The sequence below is a fragment of the Paraburkholderia gardini genome (genome assembly GCF_907164575.1).
In the GTDB taxonomy this organism is placed as follows: Bacteria; Pseudomonadota; Gammaproteobacteria; order Burkholderiales; family Burkholderiaceae; genus Paraburkholderia; species Paraburkholderia gardini.
In genome coordinates this window covers 15,294-27,789 of record NZ_CAJQYY010000033.1, presented here as the reverse complement: position 1 = coordinate 27,789, position 12,496 = coordinate 15,294, and the positions used below count along the sequence as shown (strand labels likewise).

Here is a 12,496-nt window from a genome sequence, read left to right as displayed (position 1 = left end):
GGTACCTTCGCACGTCAGGTTTTCGCCTCGCTGACGATGCTTTCCGGCGCATCGCGCGTCACCTGCTCCGCCTCCGGCAACGACAGATAAAACGTCGTGCCGACGCCTTCCGCCGATTCCGCCCAGACGCGGCCGCCGTGCCGCTCCACCATCCGCCGTACAAGTGCGAGGCCGATTCCTTCGCCAGGCGCGACGTTGCCGTGCAGCCGCTGGAACGCGCCGAACAGTCGCGGCAGCGCGACTTCCGCGATGCCAAGCCCGTTGTCCTTCACGTAGAAAATCCGTAGCGAATGCACGCCCGGCGGCCCGGCAGTCGTGCCGATCTCGATGCGCCCTGCCCGCACCGGGTCCAGATAATTCACCGCGTTGCCGATCAGGTTGCCGAACACCTGTTCAAGCGCGGTCGCGTCGCCCCAGACCGTCGGCAGTTCGCGCACCACGATCTGCGCGCCGCGCGAGCGGATCGATACCTGCATCGCATCGATCACGCGCTGCACGATATCGCCGACGTCGACGTGCTGATGCCGGTACTCGACGCGCCCCACGCGCGAAAGCCGCAGCAGCGCGTCGATGATGTGCGACGCGCGCAGCACGGCCGTCTGCAGATAACGTAGCGCCTCGCTGATGTCCTGGTCGATGAGATGCCCGATGTGCGCGCGCTGCGCGTCGGTCAGCGACGACGCGCGCACCGCCGCGCGCAGGTCGTCGCACGCGTGGATCAGTTCCTTCGAAAACCCCTGCAGGTTGACGAGTGGCGAGCGCAGATCGTGCGACACGCTGTGAATGAACATCTCGTTTTCCTGCGTCTGCTGGCGCAGCGTTTCGTTGATGCGGGCAAGCTCGCCGGCGCGGCGCGCGAGATCCGACTGAAAGCGTGCCTGCATGCGGTCAGCGTCGAGAAGCCGCCGGCTGGTGTCGTGCAACGCGGCATCGAGCCGCGCGATCTCGTCGGTGCCCGGGGTGAGCGGCGCGAGCGGCTGGTTTTGCGCAAGACGCCGCGCATTGCCGGTCAACGCGGCGAGCCGGCCGCGCAGGCCGCGCGCGAGCAGCACGAACGCGATCGCCACGAACAGGATCGAACCGGTCACCGCCGCGACAACCAGCATCTGCTGACGCCCGCGCGCGCGCGCCGCTGCTTCCGTGCGCGCGACGTCGAGCCGCCGCTCCTCCTGCTGGAACGCGGCCACCTGCGTGCGCACCTGATCGAGCACAGCTTCGGCGCCCGGATCGCGAAAACGTTCGAGCACGTCGGCGCGGCGCCCGGAGCGCAGCAGGTCCTGAATCCGGTCGGACCATTGCCGGTACGACTGGATCGCCTGACGGATCCGCACCGCGCGTTCCACCTGCGACGGGTTGTCGGCGACCAGTTCGACGAGCTGGTCGATCCGGCGGTCGATGTCCATCCACATCGCGATCGGCGTGGCCGCGCCGGCGTCACCGCCGACGGCCGAACCGCGCAGGCGCACCGATTCGAACTGCACGGGTTCGAGGATCGCGGTGGTCTGGCGCAGCACGACCTGACTGTGCAGCGCCCAGCGTTCGGCATCGGTCGCATCGGCCTGCGCCTCGACGACGCCCGCCAGCAGCGCGAGTTCGAACAGCGCGGGAATCGCGATCAGCAACAGGCCTTTGGTAGTCAGTCTCATGCGCGCGAAAGGAAAAACTGTACGTAGCGGACGCTGCGTTGCGACGGCCATTATGTCGGCGTTTGCACGGGATGACAAAGGCACGACATGCGCGTCGCGAGGCACCGGGTTTCAGATGTCCCTTCCCACAACCGGGCATCGTCACTCACAGCCGTTACCAAACCGAATAAATGCGTAAACAAAATCGAAAATATCGCCCCGATATGGGACGTTCAGCGCCCGGTTTCGAGAATCAAGCACATAAATGGTGCGTACACGCCACCACTCGAACCAGCGAGAAGATCATCCGTGAAACCGGGAAAACCATGCTGGTGCCCGCATGCACCGAGATCGTCAATGTCAGGCCCTTCTTTGGCCCATTTCTTGCGTTCCGTGCCCGTTTTTTGCGCAAATCGGGACTTACGGATGGAAAGCTTGAAAACCGGCACCGACACGCTGTTCCTGCTGATCGGCGCCGCCATGGTGCTCGCGATGCATGCGGGCTTCGCGTTTCTCGAACTTGGCACGGTACGAAAAAAGAATCAGGTCAACGCGCTCGTGAAGATTCTCGTCGACTTTTCGGTATCGACGATCGCCTATTTCTTCATCGGCTACACGATTGCGTACGGGGTGCAGTTCTTCGAACCGGCCGATCTTCTCGCGGCCCACAACGGCTATGCGCTCGTGCGCTTCTTCTTTCTGCTGACTTTCGCGGCCGCCATTCCGGCGATCGTCTCGGGCGGTATCGCCGAGCGCTCGAAATTCAATCCGCAACTCTTCGCGACGTTCGTGCTGGTCGGTTTCATCTACCCGTTTTTCGAGGGCATCGTGTGGAACGGGCGGTTCGGGATCCAGAGCTGGATCGCCGCGACGTTCGGCGCGCCGTTCCACGATTTCGCGGGCTCGGTGGTGGTGCATGCGTTCGGCGGCTGGGTCGCCCTGCCCGCGGTGCTGCTGCTCGGCGCGCGCCACGGACGCTATCACCGCGACGGCCGTATCGCCGCGCATCCGCCGTCGAATATTCCATTCCTCGCGCTCGGCGCGTGGGTGCTGACGGTCGGCTGGTTTGGCTTTAACGTGATGAGCGCACAGACCGTCGACAAGATCAGCGGCCTGGTCGCTGTCAATTCGCTGATGGCGATGGCCGGCGGCACGCTGACGGCCTGGCTTGCCGGCCGCAACGATCCGGGCTTCACGTATAACGGTCCGCTCGCCGGGCTCGTCGCGGTGTGCGCCGGGTCCGACGTCATGCACCCGCTCGGTGCGCTGGTGACGGGCGGCATCGCGGGCGCGCTCTTCGTCTATATGTTCACGTGCGTGCAGAACCGCTGGAAGATCGACGACGTGCTCGGCGTGTGGCCGCTGCACGGCCTGTGCGGTGCATGGGGCGGCATCGCCGCGGGCATTTTCGGGCTGCACGCGCTCGGCGGACTCGGCGGCGTGTCGTTCGGCGCGCAGATTGTCGGCACGCTGGGCGGCATCGTGGTGGCTTCGCTTGGCGGCACGCTCGTCTACGGTGCGATTCGCATGACCGTCGGGCTGCGCCTCGATCAGGAAGACGAGTTCAACGGCGCCGACCTCTCCATTCACCGGATCACGTCGACGCCAGAACGCGAGACCGCCGGCTGAACGCGGCCCGGCTGCCGGATCGAGCGCATCGGGCGCCCGTTCAATGCGCCGGGCGGTGCACGCGATGAAACAGCGAAGACAGTTTCGTCCGGCGCGGCGCCGGCAGGTCTCCTCCCAGCACGCCGAAGTCGATCGGGCAGCGCGTGTAGAACACGTGGAGGTTTTCGCGGCGGATTGCGTCGAGCATGAGTTCCGACTCGATTTCCGTGACCGCGAAAATGACCTGCATCGGCTGGTCGGTCAGTTCGAAAAAGCGCGCGGCATGGTGCACGCCCGCGTGGCTGACGCCCTCGGCCGCCGCGATGACGGTCGCGCCCTGAATGCCGGCGTGCTTCGCCTTCGCAAGCAGCCAGTCGATCACCGGTTGCCGGCCGTGCCGGTGGTTCTGCTCGGTGTAGAAAGTGAGTTGGTAGCCCTTCATGAACGGTCTCCGGCAAGGAGCGATGTTCCGGCGGCGGGCCCGTCGGCGAGGCGAAAATCGCATCGGCGGCGGCCGTCGTTTCATTCTAGTTTACGCCTTCCGTGTTGCTGTGCCGATCCGCACGAAGGCCGCCGCGACCCGCTGACGCGGCGCCCCGGTGATAGACTGCGGGCCGGAGATGGCATTCTCCGTTGTCCCTAAACCGCCCTTGTGGCTGATGATGCCTGCCCTCGTCCGGGAAACCGGCGGGCAGTGCCATGTCTGCCCGCATACGCCCCGGTTTACCGACCTGCCTGGATCTCTAACAACAATGTATCTGTCCATTCTTGCTGTCGGCATCGGCGGCGCACTCGGTTCACTGCTTCGCTGGGTTCTCGGTCTGCGGCTCAATGCCGTGCTGCCTGCGCTGCCGCTCGGCACGCTCGCGGCGAACATCCTCGCTGGATATGTGATCGGCCTCGCCATCGCGGTATTTGCGCGATATCCGGGCATCGCGCCCGAATGGCGGCTCTTCGTGATCACCGGCTTGATGGGCGGACTATCGACGTTCTCGACGTTTTCCGCCGAAGTCGTCGGCCATCTGCAGCAGGGCCGGCCCGGCTGGGCCGCCGCCGAGATAGCCATTCACGTCGGCAGTTCGCTCGCCATGACGCTGCTCGGCCTCGGCACCGTCGCGCTCGTCACGCGGTAAGTCCGGGCATCGCCTTCGCCCGGGTGTGTGCGCGTCCGGAACGCGCTGCCCGCCGGTACGCTGGTTCGTGTTCGCGTTCGCGTTCGCGCTAGAACGGTCCGCGGCTTTTCAGCTGTTCGTACTCGCGTTTCAGCACGTCGATGCGCTTCGTGTACGAGGCCCGCAGACAGCGCCGGTCACCACGGCAAGCCGCGCGCGCGTGCAGCCAGGCGCGCTGCTCGTCCTGCATGTCGCCGCGTGTGCCCATGGCGACGAGACCCGTCAGCGTGCCATAACGCACCGCCATTTCCACATCCATCTCGCTCAACTGCCGCGACCGGCAGATCGCGCGCTCGTCGGGCTGTTTCGCCTGCCCGCAGTCGAAACTCGCCGCATGCGCAGCCGGCATCGGCAACGTGACGAAAAACGTCGCGAACACATAACGGAACAGGTGGCGATTCAGCGTTAATGAGCGATCAGACATTGAACGACCATCCGGACCGGAAGCGAGGAACATGTAGTGTAAAGCCTCGTTTCCCGCCCTTTGCGACGCTGCATGGGCATGTCATTGTTCGCTTTTCCCAACCAGTGTTTTCGACCGGACGGCCTGTATCCCCGCCGCGATGCACTGTAACCTTCGATGCACTGGTTATCGAACGGCTGACCTCCCGGGTCGGCCATTTTTGCGAACGAAGGACAACGCCTCCATACCCTGTCTGTCCTTTTCCTGTCGCGGGCACGGCTTGATGCCGTGCCTTCTTTTTTTCACAGATGCGTTCGCATTGTTCCGGCGTCGACGGTTTCACCTGCACGTATGCGACAACGACCCGGCACCGGCTGCAAAGACCGCCGTCTCAGAACCGCCCGCGACGGCGCAACGATGCAAGATCGTCACCGAGAGGCACCCCGGCGAACGTCAGGAGCACGGCGGCCAGCGGCACTGTCGCGACGAAGCCGAACTGCTTGAACCCGAATGCGCCTGTAATGCCTCCGGCCAGAAACATGCCGAGCAGGGAAGCAAACAGCGTGAGCTTGCGGCGATCGGCGCGGACATAGTGCGGAGCGGTCAGCGGTGTGCCGCGATTCCAGTAGAGGCCCTTGCCCAGCTCGATTCCGATATCGGTCACCAGACCCGTCATGTGCGTGGTCCGGATTTCAGCCTTCGAGATCTTCGTGATCATCGCGTTCTGAAGGCCCATCACAAAACACAGCAGCGCAACCGTCGTCGGTATGTAAAAGACACGGTGTGCTTCGAGGTTTGCACCCAGCAACCCGAAACAGAGCAACAGGATCGCCTCTAGCAGCAGCGGCGTCGCGTAGATGCTCCTGGCGCGATGCAGGCGTCCCCAGTTGATCAGCACGGCGGAGGTCGCGGCACCGGCCAGAAAAGAGGCCACGGATCCCGCCGCGGAAACGACGAATGCCACCTGCCCGAGAATCAGGTTGTCCGCGAGCGAAGAGACGATCCCCGACATATGAGACGTGTATTGACCGACGGCCAGAAAGCCGCCGGCATTCGCGGCACCGGCGACGAACGCGAGCGCGCATCCCAGCCGCCGGTTTGAGCTGTCCGTGCGGGCGGGCGAGGTGAACGCCCGGAGATAGTTGATCGGCATGATGGTGATCCGTTCCCGAAACAATGTCCGCGCGGAGCCCACACTGCCGGCGCGGCGGCTGAATTGCCTGCCAGTCTACCAGTCGCCTGCGCCTCGCCCCCGCCAGGGCAGCGACGGACCGGGGCGAAATATCAGAAATGGGCGAACCGAACCTTGTGCGAATCTGGTTTTACCAGCGCAGGCCAAAAAAAAGGCGTCACGTAACCGTGACGCCTTGAAAAGTTCTAGCCATTCCGAGGGCCGTGCTAGAACCTGAGAGACGGGATCCGAAATTCGAACGCTCCCATCAGGCTCTGCCTAAACCCTTAAGCTCCAGCCTGAACCCGCACCCGGTGCCGTTCAGCCACGCGACGAAAAGATTCGAAACAAAGATGAGTAGATCGTCTTTCGAAATGAAATTCCATTTTTTATGTTTATGCTGACCAAGTCAAGCAAAAAGTATCCCACGTCTGCGTGCCCACACCGAGCCTTCCGATACAATGAATCATCATAAGAAACCGCTGAATACTCCACTTGAAAAGGTTTGCAGGGATTTTGTGTTATCCGTACGCCCGGTCGATTAAAGCAATTAAATTGAAATACAGTTCCATAAAAACGACATGAACAAGCGACAAACGTCTATCGGCAACGCCGATCCCCTTCAGGAAAAAGAAGGTTCCGGCGACGAAGTGACAGCACTGGCACGCGGTCTGACGGTCCTCCGGCGGATCGCCGCCGCCGATGCGCCGCTCAGCAACCGCGAGCTCACCGAACTCACCGGCATTCCGAAGCCGACCGTCTCGCGCATCACCGCCACGCTCGTCGGCGCGGGCTACCTGTTCCGCCTGCCGGACAGCGAGCGCTTCGTGCTGACCTCCTCGGTGCTCGAACTGAGCAACGGTTTTCTGCGTAATTTCGATATCCGCGCCCGCTCACGGCCCTTCCTGATCGAGCTGGCCGAACGGACCGCTCTTTCGGTGCATCTCGCCGTGCGCGACCGGCTCGACATGGTCGTGATCGACGCGATCCGGCCACGCTCGGCGGTGCTCGTATCGCGTCTCGAGGTGGGTTCGCGGATGGACATGTGCCGCACGGCCGTCGGCCGGGCGTATCTGGCGGCGCTCAGCGAACCGGAACGCGAAAGACTGCTCGTCGGCGTGCAGGCCGCGACCGGCGATGACTGGGGCCATCTGGGCAACCGGCTGCATACCGCGTTGCGGGAAACCGCCTTCCGCGGCTACGCGATCGCCGTGGGCGAATGGCACGAAGGGCTGAACGCGATCGCGGCCGGCTTCGTCGGGCCCTCGGGCGAGCGCTACGCAGTCAATTGCGGGGGTTCCGCGCACCAGTGCCCACGCGAATGGCTGATGGAGCGCGCGGCACCCGCCCTTCTCGAATGCATCGAGAAAATCGTCCACGAAGTGGGAGGCACGCCCGGCCGCCGGCTCGACAACTGAGCACCCCGTCACACGTCGAACCCAGGGCGCGGACCCAACGCTCCGGCCTTGCACTTCTCTAACCAGGGTAATCAAACGAAAAATACGTCGCTGGACTGTAACAAGGGGCGGGACGTAGCATCATGCTTTCGGCCGCGACGGCACGCGCCGCCGCCCGACCTGGCCCGGCCATCGCGAACGCGTCGCGCGCTACCCGGCGTTGCATTTTCATGGTCGCCGAACATTACACGTGTAACCTCTTTTCCGCGCGCCTCGCGTAGCATCGCGCAGGCACAGACATCAACGTATCAGCCGGGGCGTAAGAGCCGGCACAGCACGTGCCCGGCATCGCACGCGGAATGCCTGCCGGCAGCCTGTTACCGATGATGTCGTGCATGCGCCGGGCAACGCGCCGCGCGCCAATCCATATTTCCGATTCCACGCCAGCCACCTGACCGAACCGATGGACGAACAACAAAAGCATCCGGAAACGCCACGCCCTCATGACTCCGCTCAACGACCGGCCGGTGCCGCTGGCACACCCGGCGGTCCGGGCGGATCCGGCAACGGCACGCCGCCCACGCCGAAGCGGCACCGCGGCCGCGTGATCGCCGCGATCGTCGCGGTCGTGGTGATCGCGGGCATCGTACTGGTGCGCTCGCATCCGTGGGGCAGCGCGAGCGGCGCCACGGCCGCCGGCGCCAGTGGTGCCGGTGGCGCGAGCGGCGCACGCGCTGGTCGCGGCGGTCGCGGCGGCAATGCCGCCAATGTGCCGCAGCCGGTACACGTCGCCACGGCGACGCAGGGCGAAATGCCCGTGGTGCTCACCGCGCTCGGCACGGTCACGCCGCTTGCGAACGTCACGGTTCGTACCCAGCTGAGCGGCATCCTGCAGACCGTCGCGTTCCAGGAAGGCCAGATGGTTAAAAAGGGCGACGTGCTCGCGCAGATCGATCCGCGTCCCTACCAGATCTCGCTTGAGAACGCCGAGGGCACGCTCGCGAAAGACCAGGCGCTGCTGCAGACCGCCCGCCTCGATCTGAAGCGCTACCAGACGCTGCTCTCGCAGGATTCGATCGCGAGGCAGCAGGTGGACACGCAGGCGTCGCTCGTCAAACAGTACGAAGGCACGGTCAAATCGGACCAGGCGAACATCGATACCTTCAAGCTCGATCTCGTCTATGCGCGCATCACGGCGCCGGTCTCGGGCCGGGTGGGCCTGCGCCAGGTCGATCCGGGCAACTACGTGACTCCGGGCGATACGAACGGCATCGTCGTCATTACGCAGCTTCAACCGATCAGCATTCTGTTCACGACGTCCGAAGACAATCTGCCGGCCATCACGAAGCAGATGCGCACGGGCACGAAGATGTCGGTCACGGCCTATGACCGCAGCAATACGACGTCGCTCGAAGCGGGCTACCTCGAAACCGTCGACAACCAGATCGACACCACCACCGGCACGGTCAAGCTGCGCGCGATGTTCCAGAACCCGAACAACCTGCTGTTCCCGAACCAGTTCGTCAATACGCGCCTGCTCGTCAACGCCATCAAGGATGCCGTCATCGTGCCGACGTCGGCGGTACTCAACGGTTCGATGGGACAATTCGTGTATGTGGTCAAGCCGGACAACACGGTCACCGTGCGGCAGGTAAAGGTCGGGCCGGTGGACGGAGAGCGCACCAGCATCCAGTCCGGCCTGCAGGTCGGCGAGCGCGTCGTGATCGACGGTTCTGACCGCCTGCGTGAAGGCGCGAAAATCACAATTCCGGCTGCTTCGGGCGCGGCCGGTGCGTCGGCTGCGTCGGCTGCATCGGCTGCATCGGCTGCATCGGCTGCATCGGCTGCGTCGGCTGCGTCGGCTGCGTCGGCTGCGTCGGCTGCGTCGGGTACGGCCCACGCATCGGGTGCTGCCGCTGCATCGGGCGCGCGCCGTCACAAGCACGCGTCACAGGCGTCGGCGGAATAAGGCACGGCTGATACCGAATGAATCCATCCCGCGCTTTTATCCTGCGCCCGGTCGGCACCGCCCTGCTGATGGCGGCGATCATGCTGGTCGGGCTCGTCGCGCTGCGCTTCCTGCCGCTGTCGGCGCTGCCGGAAGTCGACTACCCGACGATCCAGGTGCAAACCTTCTACCCGGGCGCTAGCCCGGACGTGATGACGTCGTCGGTCACCGCGCCGCTCGAACGGCAGTTCGGGCAGATGCCGTCGTTGAACCAGATGTCTTCGCAAAGCTCGGCCGGCTCGTCGATCATCACGCTGCAGTTCAGCCTCGACCTGCCGCTCGACATCGCCGAGCAGGAAGTCCAGGCCGCGATCAACGCGGCGGGCAACCTGCTGCCGTCCGACCTGCCCGCGCCGCCGATCTACGCGAAGGTGAATCCGGCCGACGCGCCGATCATCACGCTCGCGATCACGTCGAAGACGCTGCCATTGACACAGGTCCAGGATCTGGCCGACACGCGTCTCGCGCAGAAAATCTCGCAGGTGGCGGGCGTGGGTCTCGTGAGCCTCTCGGGCGGCCAGCGGCCGGCGGTGCGGATTCAGGCGAACCCGCGTGCGCTCGCGTCGTACGGCCTGAATCTGGACGACCTGCGCACCACGATTTCGAACCTGAACGTGAACACGCCGAAGGGCAATTTCGATGGCCCGACGCGCGCGTACACGATCAACGCCAACGACCAGTTAACTGACGCCGACGCGTACAAGAGCGCGGTCGTCGCGTACAAGAACGGCCGTCCGGTCATGCTGACGGATGTCGCGACCATCGTGCAGGGCGCGGAGAACACGAAACTCGGCGCGTGGGTCGACAACACGCCGGCGATCATCCTGAACGTGCAGCGCCAGCCGGGTGCGAACGTGATCCAGGTGGTCGACAACATCAAGAAGCTGCTGCCGCAGTTGCAGCAGTCGCTGCCCGCGGCGCTCGACGTCGAGGTCGTCACCGACCGCACCACCACGATCCGCGCGTCCGTGCGCGACGTGGAGTTCGAGCTGCTGATGTCGGTCGTGCTGGTCGTGCTCGTGATGTACCTGTTCCTCGCGAACATCTACGCGACGATCATTCCGAGCCTGTCGGTGCCGCTTTCGCTGATCGGCACGCTCGCCGTGATGTACCTGTGCGGCTTCTCGCTCGACAACCTCTCGCTGATGGCGCTCACCATCGCGACCGGCTTCGTCGTGGACGACGCGATCGTGATGATCGAAAATATCGCACGTTACGTGGAAGAAGGCGATCCACCGCTCGAAGCGGCGCTAAAGGGCTCGAAGCAGATCGGCTTCACGATCATCTCGCTGACGGTTTCGCTGATCGCGGTGCTGATTCCGCTGCTCTTCATGGGCGACGTGGTCGGGCGCCTGTTCCATGAGTTCGCGATCACGCTGGCGGTGACGATCGTGATTTCAGCGGTGGTGTCGCTCACGCTCGTGCCGATGATGTGCGCGAAGCTGCTGCGTCACACGCCGCCCAAGGAGAGCCATCGCTTCGAGGCGAAGGCGCACCGGTTCATCGATTACGTGATCGGCCGTTACGCGGTCGCGCTCACATGGGTGCTGGATCGCCAGCGCTCCACGCTCTTCGTCGCCCTGCTCACGCTCGTCTTCACCGCGCTGCTCTACGTGGTGATTCCGAAGGGCTTCTTCCCGGTGCAGGACACGGGGGTGATCCAGGCGATCACGCAGGCGCCGCAGTCGGTGTCGTATCAGTCGATGGCCGAGCGCCAGCAGGAACTCGCTACCCAGATCCTGAAAAATCCGGATGTGGAAAGCCTCACGTCGTTCATCGGGGTGGACGGCAGCAACATCACGCTCAACAGCGGCCGGATGCTGATCAACCTGAAGCCGCGCGACGACCGCAGCAACACCGCGAGCCAGGTGATCCGCCAGTTGCAGCAGGACGTCGCGCATATTCCGGGCGCGTCGCTCTACATGCAGCCGGTGCAGGATCTGACCATCGATTCGACCGTGAGCCCGACGCAATACCAGTTCCTGCTGACCGATCCGAATATCACCGAGTTCGCGACGTGGGTGCCGAAGCTCATCGACCGGCTCAAGCAGTCGCCCGAACTCGCGGACGTCGCCACCGACCTGCAGGAAAACGGACAGTCGGTGTACGTCGAAATCGATCGCGCGACGGCCGCGCGTTACGGCATCACGCCGGCCACGGTCGACAACGCGCTTTACGACGCGTTCGGCCAGCGCATCATCTCGACGATCTTCACGCAGTCGAACCAGTACCGCGTGATTCTCGAAGCGCAGCCGACGATGCAGCATTACATCGATTCGCTCAATTCGATCTATCTGCCCTCTTCCACCTCGACGGGCGGCCAGGTGCCGCTCAACTCGATCGCAAGCTTCCACGAGCGACCCGCGCCGCTCCTCGTCACGCATCTGGGCCAGTTCCCCGCTACTACCGTGTCGTTCAACCTCGCGCCCGGCGCGTCGCTTGGCGCGGCGGTGAAGGCGATCGATCAGGCGGAAAAAGAGATCGCCCTGCCCGCTTCGTTCCAGACGCGTTTCCAGGGCGCGGCGCTCGCGTTCCAGGCGTCGCTGTCGAACGAACTGTTCCTGATACTCGCCGCGATCGTGACGATGTATATCGTGCTCGGCGTACTGTACGAGAGCTTCATCCACCCGATCACGATTCTCTCGACGCTGCCGTCGGCCGGTCTCGGCGCATTGCTCGCGCTCCTCATCACCGGTCACGATCTGGACATCATCGGCATCATCGGCATCGTGCTGCTGATCGGCATCGTGAAGAAGAACGCGATCATGATGATCGACTTCGCGCTCGAAGCCGAACGCGAACAGGGCAAATCGCCGCGCGAGGCGATCTATCAGGCGTGTCTGCTGCGTTTCCGCCCGATCCTGATGACGACGCTGGCCGCCCTCCTCGGCGCGCTGCCGCTGATGCTAGGAACCGGCGCCGGTTCCGAGCTGCGCCGTCCGCTCGGTATCGCGATCGCGGGCGGTCTGATCGTGAGCCAGCTGCTCACGCTCTTCACGACGCCGGTCATCTATCTCGGCTTCGATTCGCTCGCGCGGCGCGTGCGCGCGCGCTTTCACCGTGACGATGCGCCGAACGACGCGCCGCCGGCCACCGATGCGGGGAACTGAGC

9 protein-coding genes and 1 riboswitch are annotated in these 12,496 nt (G+C 64.3%); of the genes, 5 read left to right on the top strand and 4 right to left on the bottom strand.

What is annotated here, in order from left to right; translation table 11 throughout:
- Positions 1 to 14: 14 nt before the first annotated feature.
- Positions 15 to 1,646, bottom strand: a complete 1,632-nt coding sequence (locus LPA34_RS23215) for a sensor histidine kinase (RefSeq protein WP_228982676.1) — start codon at positions 1,644 to 1,646, stop codon at positions 15 to 17.
- Positions 1,647 to 2,051: 405 nt separating this feature from the next.
- Here LPA34_RS23215 and LPA34_RS23210 point away from each other — a divergent pair, with 405 nt between their 5' ends.
- Positions 2,052 to 3,254 carry an ammonium transporter gene (locus tag LPA34_RS23210; RefSeq protein ID WP_228982674.1) on the top strand — a complete coding sequence of 401 codons (1,203 nt, stop codon included), beginning with the start codon at positions 2,052 to 2,054 and terminating at the stop codon, positions 3,252 to 3,254.
- Positions 3,255 to 3,294: 40 nt separating this feature from the next.
- Here the strand turns inward: LPA34_RS23210 and LPA34_RS23205 are convergent, their stop codons facing one another.
- Positions 3,295 to 3,675, bottom strand: a complete 381-nt coding sequence (locus LPA34_RS23205) for a DUF190 domain-containing protein (protein ID WP_228982668.1) — start codon at positions 3,673 to 3,675, stop codon at positions 3,295 to 3,297.
- A 165-nt stretch (positions 3,676 to 3,840) separates the two neighbouring features.
- Positions 3,841 to 3,909: riboswitch (Fluoride riboswitch) on the top strand.
- 76 nt (positions 3,910 to 3,985) lie between these two features.
- On the opposite strand from LPA34_RS23205, the gene crcB reads away from it, so the two are divergent.
- Entirely contained in the window at positions 3,986 to 4,366 is a 381-nt protein-coding gene (gene crcB / locus LPA34_RS23200) for a fluoride efflux transporter CrcB (protein ID WP_228982666.1), read from the top strand.
- A gap of 88 nt (positions 4,367 to 4,454) precedes the next feature.
- Here crcB and LPA34_RS23195 read toward each other — a convergent pair whose 3' ends face one another.
- Both LPA34_RS23195 and LPA34_RS23190 read right to left on the bottom strand, forming a co-directional pair.
- A complete protein-coding gene (locus LPA34_RS23195) occupies positions 4,455 to 4,829 on the bottom strand; it encodes a lysozyme inhibitor LprI family protein (protein ID WP_228982664.1) in 375 nt (124 codons plus the stop codon).
- A gap of 370 nt (positions 4,830 to 5,199) precedes the next feature.
- The gene (locus tag LPA34_RS23190) at positions 5,200 to 5,961 is read right to left on the bottom strand and encodes a YoaK family protein (protein ID WP_228982663.1); all 762 of its coding nucleotides are present in this window, start codon (positions 5,959 to 5,961) and stop codon (positions 5,200 to 5,202) included.
- A 599-nt stretch (positions 5,962 to 6,560) separates the two neighbouring features.
- Here LPA34_RS23190 and LPA34_RS23185 point away from each other — a divergent pair.
- The 3 genes from LPA34_RS23185 to LPA34_RS23175 all read left to right on the top strand — a co-directional run bounded on the left by LPA34_RS23185 (position 6,561) and on the right by LPA34_RS23175 (position 12,494).
- Positions 6,561 to 7,397 carry an IclR family transcriptional regulator gene (locus LPA34_RS23185; RefSeq protein WP_228982660.1) on the top strand — a complete coding sequence of 279 codons (837 nt, stop codon included), beginning with the start codon at positions 6,561 to 6,563 and terminating at the stop codon, positions 7,395 to 7,397.
- Between the two features lie 442 nt (positions 7,398 to 7,839).
- Positions 7,840 to 9,345 (top strand): MdtA/MuxA family multidrug efflux RND transporter periplasmic adaptor subunit, encoded by a 1,506-nt coding sequence (locus tag LPA34_RS23180; RefSeq protein WP_228982657.1) that lies wholly within the window; start codon positions 7,840 to 7,842, stop codon positions 9,343 to 9,345.
- A 17-nt stretch (positions 9,346 to 9,362) separates the two neighbouring features.
- A complete protein-coding gene (locus LPA34_RS23175; RefSeq protein WP_228982655.1) occupies positions 9,363 to 12,494 on the top strand; it encodes an MdtB/MuxB family multidrug efflux RND transporter permease subunit in 3,132 nt (1,043 codons plus the stop codon).
- Positions 12,495 to 12,496: the final 2 nt, after the last annotated feature.

Bases quoted from the DNA above. Each gene is read 5' to 3' on its own strand.
- LPA34_RS23215 (WP_228982676.1), bottom strand. From the start codon at position 1,646: ATGAGACTGACTACCAAAGGCCTGTTGCTGATCGCGATTCCCGCGCTG.
- LPA34_RS23210 (WP_228982674.1), top strand. From the start codon at position 2,052: ATGGAAAGCTTGAAAACCGGCACCGACACGCTGTTCCTGCTGATCGGC.
- LPA34_RS23205 (WP_228982668.1), bottom strand. From the start codon at position 3,675: ATGAAGGGCTACCAACTCACTTTCTACACCGAGCAGAACCACCGGCAC.
- crcB (WP_228982666.1), top strand. From the start codon at position 3,986: ATGTATCTGTCCATTCTTGCTGTCGGCATCGGCGGCGCACTCGGTTCA.
- LPA34_RS23195 (WP_228982664.1), bottom strand. From the start codon at position 4,829: ATGTCTGATCGCTCATTAACGCTGAATCGCCACCTGTTCCGTTATGTG.
- LPA34_RS23190 (WP_228982663.1), bottom strand. From the start codon at position 5,961: ATGCCGATCAACTATCTCCGGGCGTTCACCTCGCCCGCCCGCACGGAC.
- LPA34_RS23185 (WP_228982660.1), top strand. From the start codon at position 6,561: ATGAACAAGCGACAAACGTCTATCGGCAACGCCGATCCCCTTCAGGAA.
- LPA34_RS23180 (WP_228982657.1), top strand. From the start codon at position 7,840: ATGGACGAACAACAAAAGCATCCGGAAACGCCACGCCCTCATGACTCC.
- LPA34_RS23175 (WP_228982655.1), top strand. From the start codon at position 9,363: ATGAATCCATCCCGCGCTTTTATCCTGCGCCCGGTCGGCACCGCCCTG.